Here is a 15467-nt window from a genome sequence, read left to right on the forward strand (position 1 = left end):
GTACCAAGTGAGATGTGAAGTTTCGCCATATACCGGCGGCGCGCTCTCCCTCTACAGTTACGCCTGACATGCTGATCTTCACCGCTCTCGGACCGTTCCAGGCCTGGGCCGACGGCGCCCCCATCGACCTCGGCGGGCAGCGGCAGCGGGCGGTGCTCGCCCGGCTGCTGGTCGCCGCAGGCCGCGCCGTCCCCGTGTCCACCCTCATCGACGAGCTGTGGCCGGGCGCGCCGCCGCCGCAGGCCCTGTCCACCATCCAGGGGTACGTCTCGCGCCTGCGCCGGGCGCTCGAACCCGGCCGCGCCCCCCGCGAGGAGGCGTCGGTGCTGGTGTCCGCGCCGCCCGGGTACGCGCTGCGCGCCGCCGTCGAGCAGGTGGACGCCTGGCGGTTCGAGTCGCTGGTGAAGGCGGACGGCCCGCCCGCGCAGGTCTGGGCCGACATGGACTGCGCGCTGGGGCTGTGGCGTGGACCGGCGCTGGCCGAGTTCGCCGAGCTGAGCTGGGCGGCCACGGAGGCGAGCCGGCTGGAGGAGCTGCGGCTGATCGCGGTCGAGCGGCGGGCCGAGGCCGGGCTGGCCTTGGGCCGGGCGCGCTCGCTGGTCGCGGACCTGGAGGCGCACGCGTCGGCGTACCCGCTGCGCGAGGAGGCGTGGCGGCTGCTCGCACTCGCGCTCTACCGGCTGGGCCGTCAGGGCGACGCGCTGGCGGCGCTGCGCCGGGCGCGCGCCGTCTGGCGGGATGAGCTGGGCCTCGACTTGTCGGCCACGCTCACCGGTCTGGAGGCCGACATGCTGGCCCAGCGCCTGGATGACCCGCCGCCGGTGATTCACGAGCCGGTGCGCGAGGCGGGGCGGGAGCTGCGGGTGCTGGTGGCCGACGACCAGGCGCTCGTGCGGACGGGCGTGCGCGCGATGCTGGAGGGCGAGCCCGGGCTGACCCCCGCGGGCGAGGCGGCCGACGGCGAGGAGGCCATCGCCGCCGTCCTGGAGACGCGGCCCGACGTGGTGCTGCTCGACATCCAGATGCCGCACCTCGACGGCCTGGCCGCGGCCCGCAGGATCCTCGCCGCGCCGACGCCGCCGAAGGTCGTGATGATGACCACGTTCGGCAGCGACGAGAACCTTTATGCGGCGCTGCGTGCGGGAGTGAGCGGGTTCGTGCTGAAGACGTCGGCGCCGGAGCAGTTCGTGGCCGCGATCAGGGCGGCGGCGGCCGGTGACGCGCTCATCGACCCGGCGGTGACGATGCGGCTGATCTCGGCGTTCGCCGGACGCAGCGACCCCGGCTCGCCTCCCGCGCTGGCCGGGCTGCCCGACGACCGGCTGGACGTGCTGAAGCTCGTGGCCCGCGGGCTGAGCAACCAGCAGATCGGGCGGACGCTCTCCTTGCGCGAGGAGGAGGTGGGTCTCGTCGTCACGTCGCTGCTGGAGCACCTGGGGCTGACGGACCGGGCGCAGCTCGTGATGGCCGCGTACGAGTCGGGCCTGGTCACTCCGGGAGTGAGATGACCCACTTTTCGTCTCTTTGACGATAAAGATCATGGCGTACTAGGCTGGTCGCGTGGCACAACTGCGCATTGCCCTGGCACAGACCAATCCGACCGTGGGCGACCTGAGCGCCAACGCCGACCGGCTCATCGCGTGGACCCGCGAGGCTGCCGGGCGCGGGGCCCATCTCGTCGTCTTCACCGAGATGTTCCTCACCGGCTACCCGGTGGAGGACCTGGTGCTGCGCACGTCCTTCGTGGACGCCAGCATCAGGACGCTTGAGGAGGTGGCGCGCAGGCTGGCCGGCGAGGGCCTCGGCGACCTCCCGGTCGTGGTCGGCTACGTCGACCGCGCCGGCCTGGCGCCCCGGGTCGGGCAGCCCAAGGGCGCCCCGCTCGACGCCGCCGCCCTGCTGCACAAGGGCGAGGTGGTCACCAGGACCGCCAAGCACCACCTGCCCAACTACGGCGTGTTCGACGAATACCGCTACTTCGTGCGCGGCGACCGGCTGCCCATCTTCCGGCTGCACGGCGTCGACGTGGCCATCGCGGTGTGCGAGGACCTCTGGCAGGAGGGCGGCCCCGTGTCCGTCGTCGGCCAGGCCGGCGCCGGGCTGCTGATCTCGCCGAACGCCTCGCCGTACGAGAAGGAGAAGGACGACGTACGGCTGGAGCTGTGCGCGCGGCGCGCCCGCGAGGCCGGCTGCGCGCTCGTCTACGTCAACCAGGTCGGCGGGCAGGACGAGCTGGTCTTCGACGGCGACTCCATCGTGGTCGACGAGGCCGGCGAGCTGGTGGCGCGGGCCGGGCAGTTCAAGGAGGAGCTGCTGATCGCCGACCTCGACGGGCTGCCGGTGTCGCAGGCCGAGCCGGGCACGTACCCGTACGACGCGGGCGACGGCTCCACCATCACCGTCGAGCGCCTGGTGCTGTCGGACGAGCCCCTCGCCCCCTACCCGCCCGAGCCCGCCACCGTGGCGCCGCGCCTCGACCCGCACGCCGAGGTCTACGCCGCGCTGGTGCTCGCGGTGCGCGACTACGTCGCCAAGAACGGCTTCCAGTCCGTCATCCTCGGCCTGTCCGGCGGCATCGACTCCGCGCTGACCGCCACCATCGCCTCCGACGCCATCGGCCCCTCGCGGGTCAACGTCGTCCTCATGCCGTCCCGCTACTCCTCCGACCACTCCCTGGCCGACGCCGAGGAGCTGGTGCGCAGGCAGGGGATCAACGCACGCGTGGTGCCGATCGCCGAGATCGTCAACGCGTACGAGAAGGAGATCGACCTGTCCGGCCTGGCCGCCGAGAACCTCCAGGCGCGGGTACGCGGCATGCTGCTCATGGGGCTGTCCAACGAGCACGGCCACCTGGTGCTGACCACCGGCAACAAGAGCGAGCTGGCCACCGGCTACTCCACCCTCTACGGCGACTCGGCCGGCGGCTTCGCGCCCATCAAGGACGTGCCGAAGACGATGGTGTGGGAGCTGTCCAGGTGGCGCAACGCCCACACGCTCCCCGGGTTCCTGCTCGACGCCGAGCGGCCCATCCCCGAGAACTCCATCACCAAGGAGCCCAGCGCCGAGCTGCGCCCCGACCAGCGCGACACCGACTCGCTGCCGCCGTACGAGGTGCTCGACCGGCTGCTCGACGACTACGTGGAGAAGGACATGGGCTCGCAGGAGCTCATCGCGGCCGGGCACGATCCCGCGCTGGTGACGCGGGTGATCCGGCTGGTGGACCTGGCGGAGTACAAGCGGCGCCAGTACCCGCCCGGCCCCAAGATCACGCCGAAGAACTTCGGCCGCGACCGCCGCCTCCCCATCACCAACCGCTGGCGCGAGACCACCTGATCCGGCCCGCACGGCCCCGCTGCCGGCGGGGCCGTGCTCTCGCTTGGACCGGAAATTGTCGGTGGCGCCTGGCAAGGTCTTCCCGTGGCTCAACCTCTGAAGGAAATGATCAACCATGGGTCGGTGTCGGTGCTGGCCGACGGGCTGTCCGCGGCATGGGCGGCGTTCCCGCGCGAGCGGTTCGTGGAGCGGGCGGTCCACGGGCTCGACGGCCTGGAGCTGAAGGCCCGGGTCACCCACGTCGCCGCCGCGCTCGACGAGGCGCTGCCGCTGCCCTACCCGCGGGCGGCGGAGATCGTCCGCGAGGCGGCAGGGCGGGTGAGGCTCGACATGTGGAGCGGCTGGCCCGCCACCGAGCACACCGCCCAGCGGGGCCTCGGCCACCTCGACGACGGGATGCGCACGCTGGCCGTGCTGACGCCGTACGCGACGGGCGAGTTCGCCGTACGCCCCTTCCTCGAGCGTCACCGCGACGACGCCCTCACGATCATGCATGGCTGGGCCGAGTCCCCCGACGAGCACCTGCGCCGCCTGGCCTCCGAGGGCTCCCGCCCGAGACTGCCGTGGGCCACGCGGGTGTCCTGGCTGATGACGCCGGGGCCGACGCTCCCGCTCCTCGACCGGCTGCGCGACGACCCGAGCGAATACGTCCGCCGCTCGGTCGCCAACCACGTCAACGACCTCGCCAAAGACCATCCCGAGGTCGCGCTCGGCCTGCTGGCCCGCTGGCGCTCCGACGGCGGCTCGCACGTGGAGCGGGTGCTGCGTCACGCCGTACGCGGCCTGCTCCGCGCCGGCCACCCCGAGGCCCTGGCCCTGGTGGGCGCCACCCCGGGCAGCGGCTCGGTGGACACCTTGGTGCTGGAGTCCGACACGGTGGCGGTGGGCGGCAAGCTGGCCTTCGCGGTCACGGTGACGGCGGGCGCGTCGGGTCCTGTGCTGCTGAAATACGCGATCAGGCGAGCGGGCTCGCGCCGCGTCTTCCATTTGGGTCAGCGCGACGCCGAAGAACCAGGAGCGCGGTTCACCGTACGCAAGAGCCACTCGTTCCGTCCGGTCACCACCCGCGACGAGCCACCGGGCGCCCGAGAGCTCGACGTCATCGTCAACGGCCGCGTAGCCGCCACCATCCCCTTCACCCTGACGCCCGCGCCCGTGACGGCCTAGGCTCGAACGCCATGACCTCGGACGACAGCGACCCTGACGACAGACGCTCGGCCGGCCACGCTCCCCGGACACCCCACCTGACCGACACCGACCTGCTCCGCATCGAACTGGGCGTCATCTGGCGCCTCGACGCACGCGGCCGCCTCCCGGGCCCCGAAGACATGGTGATCGGCGTCCCCACCACGGGCCCGGCCACCACCAGCATGCCCGACCCCGGCCCAACCGCCTTCGGCCCAACCGCCACCAGCCCGACCACCCTCGGCCCGACCACCACCGGCGTGCCCGTCACCGATCCGACCGCTCCCGCAGCAGACCGTGCCCAGCCCTACGGGGCGGCGACCACCCCCGCGCCGGATGACGTCTCCTCCTACAGCCCGGACACCGCCGTGCCAGAGCACCTCCACACGGGCGGGCTGACCGCCGCCGTGGCGGGCCACCTCCCCGACGAGCTGGCCGAGCGCCTGCTCGGTGTCGTGTCGTCGGGAGGCGGGCGCTTTCCGGAGGTGCTGGCCACGTGCAGGGCGATGCTCGGCGGTGACCGGGTCACCCTGTCGGAGGGGTTCAGCTATGTGGTGGAGGGGCCGGTGCGGTTCGACGTACCCGCGGAGGTGGTCACGTCGGCGTCGGGGGCGCACGCCCGGCTCGTACGTCCGCTGCGCCCCGCCGAATGGGCGCCCGACGAGTGGGACGAGCTGGTCGCGGGCGGCGAAGGAGCCCCGTGGGCGATGATCGTGGAGAACGGCGAGGTGGTGTCGATCTGCCACACCGCCCGCAACACCCCAGGAGGCGCCGAGGCCGGCACGTGGACCTCCCCCGCCCACCGCGGCCGAGGCCACGCCGCCGCCACCACCGCCGCCTGGGCGAGCCTGTTGCCGGGCGTCCGGCTGTACTACAGCACGAGCGCCGACAACCGCTCCTCCCAACGAGTCGCCGAACGCCTCGGCCTCCGCCTCATCGGCCACCTCTGGAAACTGACTCCCTGACCCTCGCGCGCGACCCCGACCACCGAACATTTCGAGCCCCGACGCCCAGCCTCTGCGCCAGGACCGACAGCATCCCGCCCACCGGCGCCCCTCCTCCGAGCAACGACCCTTCACGCGCATGTGGGTGCACTCCACACATACCGGTGGACGCACCCCACGACACAGGCACCCGCTCAGCGGTGACCGGCTCTCGACACGGCACCCGCTCGCGGTGACCGGCTCTCGGCACGGCACCCGCTCGCGGTGACGGGCTCCTGGCGCGGCACCCGCTCGGCGGGTGGCGGGCTTTCGGCGCGGGCGTGGGGGGGCGGTTACAGGCGTAGGGACAGGGCTTCGGGGTCTGAGAGGGTGGTGCGGGTGGCGAGGCGGCGGCGGGTGCGGACCTCGGCGCTCGTGCGGGGGCGGGGCTTGGGTTGGCGGCCGCAGCCGCAGGGTTCGAAGCCGTCGTAGCGGAGGCCCGCCGTCAGCACTGCCTCCACCGCTCGCCATCGGCGCTCGTCACCACGGCGGGGTGCGGCGAAGTCGTGGCCGGCGTAGTGCATCGGCCGTTGGCAGCCGGAGCAGCGGGGGTCCTGGCGCCGCCAGGGCTGCTTGAAGCTGCGCCGGCATGGCAGGCACACGTAGTGGACCTTGTAGTGGACCATCGCGTAGGTGCACATGATCTCGTCAGCGTAGCGGCCGCGCTCCGGTCACTCACGGGGGTTTTCCTTCAGGCGGGTGGACAAGCCGTCGAGGATCAGGTTCAGGCCCAGGCGGAACTGGGTGTCGAAGTCGCCGTCGTCCACCTGGGCCTGATGGCCGAGCTCGGCCTCGTGGCGGTGCAGGTGGTCGGCTACGCGGGCGCGGAGCTCGGCGTCGGCGGCCGGGGTGCGGACCGTGGCCCACCAGGTGTTCTCCGCCGCGACGAAGCCGTACAGGTAGGAGGAGAGCGTGCCGATCGCGGCGGTCAGCTCGGGGCCGTGCAGGCCCTCGCGGGCGAGCGCGCCGTAGATCGCGCGGGAGCCGGCGAGCGCATTCGGGCCCAGCAGAGGTCGGGTGGCGATGAGGGCGGGCATCCACGGGTGGCGGCGCATGACGGCCCGGCTCCTGGCCAGGTGATCGGTCAGGAGGTCGCGCCACGGGCCGTCCGCGGGAGGTTCGCCGATCTCGCCGACGGCCTCGTCGAGGGCGAGGTCGAGGACGTCCTCCTTGCTGCGGACGTACTCGTACAGCGACATCGTCCCCGCCCCGAGACGGGCGGCGAGTGCCCGCATCGAGAAGCCGGCCACGCCCTCGGCGTCGAGGAGCCCGACGGCGGCGGTCACGATGCGCTCGCGGGACAGGCGGGGCCGGCGCGGGCGGGCGTCGTCGCGGAACCAGATGCTCTCCGGCATCGGCACGTCCTTCCGTGCACTGTACGGAAAACCGTACGGCTAGCGTAGGCCGCCCTCGTGAGATCCCGACAGGAAGGAAGGGACGTCATGGATTGGCGGCGAGAGCACGCCCTGCTGGCGCTGCGGCTCAACCGGCTCCTGACCGGCGGCGTGACGGGCACCGCGCTCATCTACGAGGGCCCTGAGGCATGGCGCGAGCAGGTCGCCGGGGAGCCGCCCGCGTCCGCCGGCGCGCTCGAGGAGGCGGCGGAGCGGCTGCTGGAGTCGGCGCCTGACGCCTACCTGGCCGCCCAGGTACGGGCGATGCGCGCCGCCGCCCGGTACGTGGGCGGGGAGCGGGCGCCGCTGGCCGAGTACGCGCGGGAGTGCCTGGGCCTGGAGCCGCGGTGGGTGCCGGAGGAGGTGTTCGGGCGGGCGCACGACGAGCTGGACCGGGCGCTGCCGGGTACGCGGGGCTCGCTGGCGGAGCGGTGGCGGGGCTGGCAGGCGGCGTACCGGCTGGATCCGATCGAGCTCCTGCCCGAGCTGGTGGAGCCGGCGGTGGCCGAGACCAGGGCGCGGACGAACGCCCGGATCGTGCCGCTGCCGCCGGACGAGGTGGTGCGGTGCAGGCTGGTGAGCGGGGTGGCCTTTCACGGGGCCGGGGCGTACGAGGGCGGGCACAGGTCCACGATCCACATCAACACCGACATCCCGTTCAACCTCGCGGACCTGCTCTATCTGGTCGCGCACGAGGGCCATCCCGGGCACATCGCCGAGTCGATGCTCAAGGGCGAGAAGGTGCGGTTCATGCTGTCGCCGTCGTTCGCGCTCAGCGAGGGGCTGGGGCTGGCGGCCGAGGAGCTGCTGTTCCCGGAGAACGAGGCCCGCGACTGGCTGAACGCCATCGCCCTGCCCATGGCCGGGCTCCCGCCCATCGACGGCGACCTGGCCGCCGTGCATCACGCCAAGAACGTGCTGTGGGGTGTGTGGGGGAATGTCGCGTTCATGGCGGCGGAGGGACGTGGCGAGGCGGAGCTGGCGGCCTACCTGCGGCGCTGGGCGCTCGTCACCGAGGAGGAGGCCAAGGGGGCGCTGGGCATCCTCCAGCCGTCGCCGATGAGTCCGTACATATTCGGATATTTCCACGGATGGGAGCTGGTGCGCCGCTGGGCGACCGGCCCCAAGCGGACACGCCGCCTGCTCACCGAACACCTCCTCCCGACCGACCTCACCTGACCTCGCAAAAGGCACCCTGCCGCAAGCCCCCGCGCCCGCCGACGTCAAGCGGGGCAGACGCGGGCGGCAGGGCCACCGGCTCAGGCGGCAGGGCCACCGGCTCAGGCGGTAGGGCCACCGGACGCAGGCGCGGGGGTCCCCAGGCGCAGGTGGAAGAGCTGCGTGGGTCAGGAGGAGCGGCGGCTGATCAGCTGCTCCACCCCATCAAGCAGCAGGCCCAGCCCGAACGTGAAGTCCGCGTCGTCGGTCCACCCGGCGGCCCCCCGCATGGCCCCGCCCCGCATCGCGGCCGACAGCGCCGGATAGGTGGCGGGGTCGAGCATCTCGGCCAGCAGCTCACCGTAGTCGTCCGCGCCCTCGACGCCGCTCTGATCGAGCTCGGGGAACCCGGACTCGGCGGCCCTGGCGAGGGCCGCGTCGGTCAGCGCGTAGCCGGTCAGGGTGCTGGCCACGTTCATCTTCTCGCCGTCGTCGAGCCCGGTGCCGGCCAGCGCGGCCAGCGCCCGGTCGAGCCAAAGCAGCCGCCTGGGGCCGAGCGGCGGCGCGTACTGGGTGATCGACAGCAGCCACGTGTGGCGCAGCAGGATGTCGCGCTGGGCGCGGGTCCACAGGGCGAGGTAGTCGCGCCAGGAAAGCCCCGCCGGGTCGGGCGGCTCGGGGGCCACGCCGTCGGCCATGCAGGTGAGCAGGTCCTCCTTGCTGTCGACGTAGCGGTAGAGCGCCGTGGTCGCCACCCCGACCCGCGAGGCGACGGCGGCCATGGAGACGCCGGCCAGGCCCTCGGCGTCGGCGATCTCGATGGCGGCGGCGGTGATCGTGGCCAGGTCGAGCCGGGGACGCGGCCCCCGTCGGGGCACCGGCTCGCGCCCCCACATGCGTCGCAGCATCGGCGGCAACGACCGCTCCTCCGCCATCCGGCCCTCCTCCTTGACGCCTCCCTAGGATTCTGCATTACTCTGAAAACTATGAACGTCATACACAGTACGCCATACACAATTAGCGCGAGGGGACTCGTCAAGACTTTCGGAGAAGGCAAGAGGGTGCTGGACGGCGTCGACCTGACGGTGCCGGCGGGCTCGTTAGTGGCGCTGCTCGGCCCGAACGGCTCCGGCAAGACGACGACCGTGCGCATCCTGACCACGCTGCTCGCCCCCGACGCGGGCACGGCCACGGTGGCGGGCCACGACGTGCGCACCGACGGGGCGGCGGTGCGCCGCGCGATCGGGCTGACCGCGCAGCAGGCCACCGTGGACGACCTGCTGACGGGGAGGGAGAACCTGGAGCTGTTCGCCGGCCTGCACCACCTGGGCAGGCGACGGGCACGCGAGCGGACGGCCGAGCTGCTGGAGCGCTTCGGCCTGGTGGAGGCGGCGGACCGGCGGACAGGGACGTACTCGGGAGGCATGCGCCGCCGCCTCGACCTCGCCGCCGGGATGGTGTCGGCACCGCCGATCCTGTTCCTGGACGAGCCCACGACCGGCCTCGACCCGCGCAGCAGGGCCGAGCTGTGGACGGTCATCAGGGAGCTGCTCGGCCAGGGCACCACCATCCTGCTCACCACGCAGTACCTGGAGGAGGCCGACCAGCTCGCCGAGCGCGTCGTGCTGCTCAACGGCGGGCGCGTGGTGGCCGACGGCTCCCCCGCCGCGCTCAAGCGTCAGGTCGGTGTCGAACGGCTGGCGCTGCGTCCCGCGGACCCCGCCGACCTGGGCCGCGCGTGCGCCGCGCTGCCCGGCGCGCACCCTGACGCGGCGGGCGAGCTGACGCTGGCCCTCCAGGACCCCGACCACCTGCGGCGCACCCTGGACGCGCTGCACCGGGCCGGCGTCGCCGTCGAGCGCGTACGCCTGCGCACCCCCACCCTCGACGACGTCTTCCTGGAACTGACGGAGGCCGCATGAGCACCCCGATGATCGACGCGGCGGGCGACCTGCGCCGCCTGGTGGTCCGCGACCTGCGCCGCGACCTGCGCGTGCTCGACGGCCTCATCATCAGCACGGCCCTGCCCGTGATGATCATGATTCTCTTCGTGTACGTCTTCGGCGGCGCCATCACCACCGGCTCCAGCGGCCTGGAGTACGTCGACTTCGTCGTGCCCGCCGTGCTGCTGATGTCCGGCGGCTACGGCGCCGCGCTCACGGCGGTGACGATCTGCGAGGACATGACGGCCGGCATGATCGACCGCTTCCGCACCCTGCCGATCGGCGGCTGGGTGGTCCCGGCGGGTCACGTGGTGGCCTCGGTGATCCGCAACGTGGCCGCGTCGGCCATCGCGCTGGCCGCGGCGCTGCTGCTGGGCTTCCGCCCGGACGCCTCCCCTGCCGACTGGGCGCTGGTGCTGGCCCTGGTGACGGGTTACGTGCTGGCCCTGTCGGCGCTGGCCGCCGTGTGGGGGCTGCTGGTCAGGTCGTCGCAGGCGGCGGGAGCGTTCAGCTTCGTGGTGTTGTTCCTGCCGTACCTGTCGGACGGCATCGTGCCCGCCGAGACGATGCCCGGGGTGCTGCGCGACTTCGCGCTCGCCCAGCCGCTCACGCCGATCATCACGGCCCTGCGGGCGCTGCTGCTCGACCAGCCCATGGGCGCGTCGGGCGGGGTGGCGGCGGCGTGGCTGGCGGGCGCGGTGGCGGCGGCGCTGCCGGTGGCGGCCGTGTTGTTCCGCCGCAGGACGGCCGGCCGCTAGGGTGCGAGGCCGGCCAGCACGGTGTCGACGACGCGCTGCCCGAGGTCGGGCGGCAGCCCTTCGGCCGGGCTGCGCTTCGTCTGGTACATCATCGTGCCGGAGATGATGGCGAGCGCCATGTGCACATCGAGGTCGCGGCGCAGCTCGCCGGTGGCGATGCCGCGCTCGATGACCGCGCGGATGGCCGCCCGCCGCGGCTCGACGGCCCGCTTGACGAAGCGCTCCATCAGGCGCGGGTAGCGGTCGGCCTCGCTCATCGCGATGTTGAGCACGCACCGGTTGCGTGCGTCGCTGCCGTCTCTGCTCATGCTGTCGACCAGCGCGATCAGGTCGTCGCGCACGGACGTGCCGGGCAGCGGCGGCACCGGCGTCTTGAGCGTGGACAGGGCGTCGGCGACGAGGTCCTCTTTGTTGGCCCAGCGCCGGTAGATGGTGGTCTTGCCGACTCCCGCCCGCGCGGCGATCGCCTCGATGGTCAGATCGGACATGCCCAGGCCCTCGGCGATCATGTCGAGGGTCGCCTCGATGATCGCCTTCTCGGCCTTCTCGCTGCGCGGACGGCCCGCGGGGCGGGCGGTCCCGGTTTGCTGGATCGACATCGCGGCCTCACCATACATCTCCGGCGCGGGCGCCATCAGCACCGCGCCGCTCTCGGGGGTAGGAGGAGGCACAAAAGCCTCCTCCTACCCCTTCCCGTGATAAACGGTACGTGCCCACCGACATGTCCGTCATCCTCCCGAGGACGACAGCACCGGCTCCCTGTTCTCGGCGTGCTTGGCGAGCCGCGGCTTTCCCGGCATCCACACGGCCACCACGACGATGCCGAGCAGCCCGATCGCCGCCGAGACCAGCGCGGTCACGTGCATGCCGTCGACGAAGGCGGTGAAGGCCGGCTGCACCAGCGCCTGCCCGCGCTCGCCGAGCTCCTGCACGACGCCCATGGTCGCCATGATGGACTCGCCCGCGGCGTGCCGCGCGCCTTCGGGCAGCACGGCCAGCGCGGGCGCGATCTCGCCGCGGTAGCTGGACGACAGCACCGAGCCGAGCACGGCCACGCCGAGCGCGCCGGCCACCTGGCGGACGGTGTTGCTCATGGCCGACCCGACGCCGGCCTTCTCGCGGGGCAGCGACTCCATGATGGCGGTGGTCGCCGGCGGCATGATGTTGGCCATCGCGGCGCCCTGCACGAAGAAGATGACCTCGATGAGCACGATCGGGGTGTTCTGGTCCATGAACGCGTAGCTGCCGAGCGCGAACGTCACCACGATCATGCTCAGCGTGGCCGACAGCTTGGCGCCCAGCCGCTCGGTGACCCGCTGGCTGAGCGGGGCGAAGATGAGCTGCGCCGCCGCGAACGGGATCATCAGCGCGCCCGCCTGCACCGGCGTGAAGCCCAGCACGATCTGCAGGTAGAACGTCAGGAAGAACATCCCGCCCATCATCGCGAAGAAGACGATGCCCATCATGCCGATGGCCGAGCTGAACCGGACGTTGGTGAAGCTGCGCACGTCGAAGACGGGGTGGTCGATGCGCCGCTCCCACCAGACGAAGACGGCCAGCACCGCCACGCCGAACAGGGTCGGGACCAGCACCTCGGCGCTGGCGACGGTGGCCAGCTCGCCGCCGCGGATGATGCCGTACACGATGGCCACGAGCCCGATGATCGACAGCACCACGCCGACGGGGTCGAGCCTGGACGGCTTGGGGTCGCGCGACTCCGGCACGAGGGTCGCGATGAGGATCATGCTGACGATCACGATCGGCACGTTGATGAGGAAGACCGAGCCCCACCAGAAGTGCTCGATGAGCAGGCCGCCGGTGATGGGCCCGATCGCGACGGCGAGGCCCACGCCGCCGGCCCACACGCCGATCGCCTTACCGCGCTCGCCGGGCGGGAACACGTTGGAGATGATCGCCAAGGTGGCCGGCATGATGGCCGCGCCGCCGATGCCCATCGCCGCCCTGGCCAGGATCAGCTGCATCGGGTCCTGGGCGTAGGCGCTGGCGAGTGAGGCCAGGCCGAACAGCGCCATGCCGATGAACAACATGCGCTTGCGACCGGTCCTGTCACCGATCACGCCGAAGGTGAACAACAGTCCGGCGAACACCAGGGTGTAGGAGTTGATCGCCCATTCGAGCTCACTCTGAGTGGCGCCCAGCCCCACGGTCTCGTCGGCGATGGTCTTCATCGCGACGTTCAGGATCGTGTTGTCCAGCACGACCGCCAGCAGGCTGAACACCAGCACACCGAGGATGCCCCATCGGCGTGGATGTCCCGTCATCGGGTCCATGAAGAAAGTCCTTAAATTTCGATACGACAGAGTTTCGCAACGCCACCGTATCGCGAGCTATTTCCGATACGCAACGGTCCCGTTTCGTAACTAGCATGTGAACGGCGGCCCTCATCCCGGCGAGCCGAAGGGTGAAGTCGCAGGTCACAGCCCCGGGAAAGAGCGCGGCCGAGGTTCACGAGACCCCGGCCGCGGCAGCGAGCGTGAGAACACTCACACCGGATCGGGCTCGGTGGCCACGACCTTCTCCACCGACATCTCCGAGATGGGAACGGTCAGCACGGTGGGCTCCGACGGGTGGCGGCGCCAGAAGGGCAGGGCGATGAGCACCATCACCACGCCGGCCAGCCCGGCCACCGCGAAGGCCCACGACGGGCCCACCCCGTCGATGACGGCGCCCGCGATCGGCGCCGAGACCGCGCCGCCGATCAGCAGCGCCGTGCCGTGCAGGCCCATCGCCTCACCCCTGGCCGCGCTCGGCACCCACCGGCTGAGCGCGTCGACCGTGGACGACAACGACGGCGCGCACAGCAGCCCCGCCGGCAGCAGCGCCAGGACCACCCAGTGCCACCCGCCGCCGACCAGCCCGACCGGGATGGTGAGCGCCCCCATGCCGCCGATCAGCACCAGCGGCGAGAACCCCCGCGACAGCCCGCCGTAGACGAAGCCGCCGACCAGCGAGGCGCCGCTCCAGACGGCCACCGCGAGGCCCACCCACGCGGTCTGGCCCGCCTCGTTGATGGTGGCGACCAGCGACAGCTCGGACGCGGTGAGCACGAACGTGGCGGCGGCGACCGTGCCGAGCAGCGCCACGAAGCCCGGCGTGAGCCACTGCCGCCTGGGCACCCGCACGCCCTGCGCCGCGGCGTCCTCCTCCGCCGACCTGGTGGGCGGGTTGAGCGCGATCAGCCCCAGCCCGGCCACGGTGAGCCCGGCGCCGATCGCGGCCATCGTCACCCCGCTGCCGAACGTGGTGATGCCCGCGACGGCCAGCGCGGGCCCGACCATGTAGGACACCTCGACCAGCATCGAGTCGAGCGCGAACCCGCTGTGCCGCCGGTCGACCGGCACCATCGCGGCCAGGCACTGGCGGGTCACGCTGAACACCGGCATGCCGAGCAGCCCCGCGAGCGCCGCCGCGCCGAGCAGCGCGGGGAACGGCAGCGCCCACGCGCACGCCCAGAACGCGGCCTGCGCCACGGTCGTGACGACGAGCACGGGACGCAGCCCGTGACGATCGACGAACCTGCCCGACAGCGGGGAACCGATGGCCATGCCGATCGTGCAGACCGCGGTGATCACCCCGGCTCTGCCGTATCCCAGGTCGAGTGTGGTGGCGACGTGCAGGGTCAGTGCCATCGCGGTGGCCGTGGACGGCACCCGCGCCAGCAGCCCCACCAGGAGCAGCGTGGGCACGCCAGGGATCTTGAGCAGATTTCGGTAAGGGTCGAGAGCCATGAACGTTCGTTACCTCCGCACAGATTCTGGCAAAGGCCACCGACGTTTCCGCCACCGGTTTTCCGCGTGCCATCATCGAGGGAGTCCGGGGACGCAGCAGGGCGCCTCGAGACGTTTCTGGAGGGTTGTCACATGTCCTCTTCAACCTCGCTGTACGGCGGCGCGTCCGGCCGCCGCGTCACCGTCCGCGACCTCACGGCCGCCAAGCAGCGCGGAGAGCGGTGGCCCATGGTCACCGCCTACGACGCCATGACGGCGAAGGTGTTCGACGCGGCCGGCATCCCCGTGCTGCTGGTCGGCGACTCGGCGGCGATGGTCGTCTACGGCTACGACTCCACGCTGCCGGTGACGATGGACGACCTGCTGCCGCTGACGGCGGCCGTGGTCCGCGGCTCGTCGCGCGCGCTCGTGGTGGCCGACCTGCCGTTCGGGTCGTACCAGGGCTCGCCGCAGCAGGCGCTGGAGTCGGCGGCCAGGTTCATGAAGGAGGCGGGGGCGCACGCGGTCAAGCTGGAGGGCGGGCGCCGGGTGCTGCCGCAGGTCGAGGCGCTGGTCTCGGCCGGCGTCCCGGTGATGGCGCACCTCGGACTGACCCCGCAGTCGGTCAACGTGATGGGCGGCTACCGCGTCCAGGGGCGCGGCCAGGCGGGTGACGAGCTGATGGCGGACGCCAAGGACCTGGAGCGGGCCGGGGCGTTCTCGATCGTGCTCGAATGCGTGCCGGCCGACCTCGCGCAGCGGGTGACGACCTCGCTCGCGATCCCGACGATCGGCATCGGCGCGGGTGCGGCCACCGACGCCCAGGTGCTGGTCTGGCAGGACCTCATGGGGCTGACGCCGCGCCCGGCCAAGTTCGTCAAGCGCTACGCCGACCTCGGCGCCGAGCTGGACCGGGCGGTGCGGGAGTTCGCCGGCGACGTGGTGTCGGGTGCCTTCCCGGCACCCGAGCACACGTACAGCTGAT

Annotated in this window: 14 protein-coding genes; 8 read left to right on the forward strand and 6 right to left on the reverse strand. The window is 72.3% G+C overall.

The features are described 5' to 3' along the window. Window positions 1-68: 68 nt before the first annotated feature. The 4 genes from AB0K28_RS25415 (at window position 69) to AB0K28_RS25430 (ending at window position 5483) form a co-directional block, all read left to right on the forward strand. Window positions 69-1508 (forward strand): BTAD domain-containing putative transcriptional regulator, encoded by a 1440-nt coding sequence (locus AB0K28_RS25415; protein ID WP_364374505.1) that lies wholly within the window; start codon window positions 69-71, stop codon window positions 1506-1508. Window positions 1509-1560: 52 nt separating this feature from the next. Next, on the forward strand, window positions 1561-3333 hold the full coding sequence (locus AB0K28_RS25420) for an NAD+ synthase (RefSeq protein ID WP_364374508.1): 1773 nt from the start codon (window positions 1561-1563) through the stop codon (window positions 3331-3333). Window positions 3334-3417: 84 nt separating this feature from the next. Continuing rightward, window positions 3418-4500 (forward strand): hypothetical protein, encoded by a 1083-nt coding sequence (locus AB0K28_RS25425; RefSeq protein WP_364374511.1) that lies wholly within the window; start codon window positions 3418-3420, stop codon window positions 4498-4500. 11 nt (window positions 4501-4511) lie between these two features. Then, window positions 4512-5483: a GNAT family protein gene (locus tag AB0K28_RS25430; protein WP_364374514.1), complete on the forward strand. Its 972-nt coding sequence runs from the start codon at window positions 4512-4514 to the stop codon at window positions 5481-5483. 311 nt (window positions 5484-5794) lie between these two features. On the opposite strand, the gene AB0K28_RS25435 is transcribed toward AB0K28_RS25430, so the two are convergent. Next, entirely contained in the window at window positions 5795-6142 is a 348-nt protein-coding gene (locus AB0K28_RS25435; protein ID WP_364374517.1) for a hypothetical protein, read from the reverse strand. A gap of 30 nt (window positions 6143-6172) precedes the next feature. Further along, entirely contained in the window at window positions 6173-6856 is a 684-nt protein-coding gene (locus AB0K28_RS25440) for a TetR/AcrR family transcriptional regulator (protein ID WP_364374520.1), read from the reverse strand. A gap of 87 nt (window positions 6857-6943) precedes the next feature. Between AB0K28_RS25440 and AB0K28_RS25445 the strand changes: the two genes are divergently transcribed. Further along, window positions 6944-8074, forward strand: coding sequence for a hypothetical protein (locus AB0K28_RS25445; protein ID WP_364374523.1), 1131 nt, complete (start codon window positions 6944-6946; stop codon window positions 8072-8074). A gap of 167 nt (window positions 8075-8241) precedes the next feature. On the opposite strand, the gene AB0K28_RS25450 is transcribed toward AB0K28_RS25445, so the two are convergent. Then, window positions 8242-8988, reverse strand: a complete 747-nt coding sequence (locus AB0K28_RS25450; protein WP_364374526.1) for a TetR/AcrR family transcriptional regulator — start codon at window positions 8986-8988, stop codon at window positions 8242-8244. A 51-nt stretch (window positions 8989-9039) separates the two neighbouring features. Here AB0K28_RS25450 and AB0K28_RS25455 point away from each other — a divergent pair, with 51 nt between their 5' ends. Beyond that, complete coding sequence (locus AB0K28_RS25455; RefSeq protein WP_364374529.1) at window positions 9040-9975, forward strand: ATP-binding cassette domain-containing protein; 936 nt, start codon at window positions 9040-9042, stop codon at window positions 9973-9975. Further along, window positions 9972-10754, forward strand: coding sequence for an ABC transporter permease (locus tag AB0K28_RS25460; RefSeq protein WP_364374532.1), 783 nt, complete (start codon window positions 9972-9974; stop codon window positions 10752-10754). Before AB0K28_RS25455 ends, AB0K28_RS25460 begins: the two co-directional genes overlap by 4 nt. Here the strand turns inward: AB0K28_RS25460 and AB0K28_RS25465 are convergent. The 3 genes from AB0K28_RS25465 to AB0K28_RS25475 all read right to left on the reverse strand — a co-directional run bounded on the left by AB0K28_RS25465 (window position 10751) and on the right by AB0K28_RS25475 (window position 14503). After that, window positions 10751-11425 (reverse strand): TetR/AcrR family transcriptional regulator, encoded by a 675-nt coding sequence (locus AB0K28_RS25465; RefSeq protein ID WP_364374535.1) that lies wholly within the window; start codon window positions 11423-11425, stop codon window positions 10751-10753. The genes AB0K28_RS25460 and AB0K28_RS25465 overlap by 4 nt on opposite strands. 57 nt (window positions 11426-11482) lie before the next feature. Then, window positions 11483-13045: an MFS transporter gene (locus tag AB0K28_RS25470; protein ID WP_345400762.1), complete on the reverse strand. Its 1563-nt coding sequence runs from the start codon at window positions 13043-13045 to the stop codon at window positions 11483-11485. Between the two features lie 213 nt (window positions 13046-13258). After that, on the reverse strand, window positions 13259-14503 hold the full coding sequence (locus AB0K28_RS25475; protein ID WP_364374538.1) for an MFS transporter: 1245 nt from the start codon (window positions 14501-14503) through the stop codon (window positions 13259-13261). Window positions 14504-14635: 132 nt separating this feature from the next. Here AB0K28_RS25475 and panB point away from each other — a divergent pair, with 132 nt between their 5' ends. Further along, window positions 14636-15466 (forward strand): 3-methyl-2-oxobutanoate hydroxymethyltransferase, encoded by an 831-nt coding sequence (gene panB, locus AB0K28_RS25480; RefSeq protein ID WP_364374541.1) that lies wholly within the window; start codon window positions 14636-14638, stop codon window positions 15464-15466. Window position 15467 lies beyond the last annotated feature (1 nt).

It is taken from the genome of Nonomuraea sp. NPDC049504 (assembly GCF_040676845.1).
Classification (GTDB): domain Bacteria; phylum Actinomycetota; class Actinomycetes; order Streptosporangiales; family Streptosporangiaceae; genus Nonomuraea; species Nonomuraea salmonea.

Excerpts from the sequence above, each read along its gene's own strand:
- AB0K28_RS25470 (WP_345400762.1), bottom strand. The coding sequence starts at position 13,045 with ATGGACCCGATGACGGGACATCCACGCCGATGGGGCATCCTCGGTGTG.
- AB0K28_RS25475 (WP_364374538.1), bottom strand. The coding sequence starts at position 14,503 with ATGGCTCTCGACCCTTACCGAAATCTGCTCAAGATCCCTGGCGTGCCC.
- AB0K28_RS25435 (WP_364374517.1), bottom strand. The coding sequence starts at position 6,142 with ATGTGCACCTACGCGATGGTCCACTACAAGGTCCACTACGTGTGCCTG.
- AB0K28_RS25450 (WP_364374526.1), bottom strand. The coding sequence starts at position 8,988 with ATGGCGGAGGAGCGGTCGTTGCCGCCGATGCTGCGACGCATGTGGGGG.
- AB0K28_RS25455 (WP_364374529.1), top strand. The coding sequence starts at position 9,040 with ATGAACGTCATACACAGTACGCCATACACAATTAGCGCGAGGGGACTC.
- panB (WP_364374541.1), top strand. The coding sequence starts at position 14,636 with ATGTCCTCTTCAACCTCGCTGTACGGCGGCGCGTCCGGCCGCCGCGTC.
- AB0K28_RS25445 (WP_364374523.1), top strand. The coding sequence starts at position 6,944 with ATGGATTGGCGGCGAGAGCACGCCCTGCTGGCGCTGCGGCTCAACCGG.
- AB0K28_RS25430 (WP_364374514.1), top strand. The coding sequence starts at position 4,512 with ATGACCTCGGACGACAGCGACCCTGACGACAGACGCTCGGCCGGCCAC.
- AB0K28_RS25415 (WP_364374505.1), top strand. The coding sequence starts at position 69 with ATGCTGATCTTCACCGCTCTCGGACCGTTCCAGGCCTGGGCCGACGGC.
- AB0K28_RS25440 (WP_364374520.1), bottom strand. The coding sequence starts at position 6,856 with ATGCCGGAGAGCATCTGGTTCCGCGACGACGCCCGCCCGCGCCGGCCC.
- AB0K28_RS25460 (WP_364374532.1), top strand. The coding sequence starts at position 9,972 with ATGAGCACCCCGATGATCGACGCGGCGGGCGACCTGCGCCGCCTGGTG.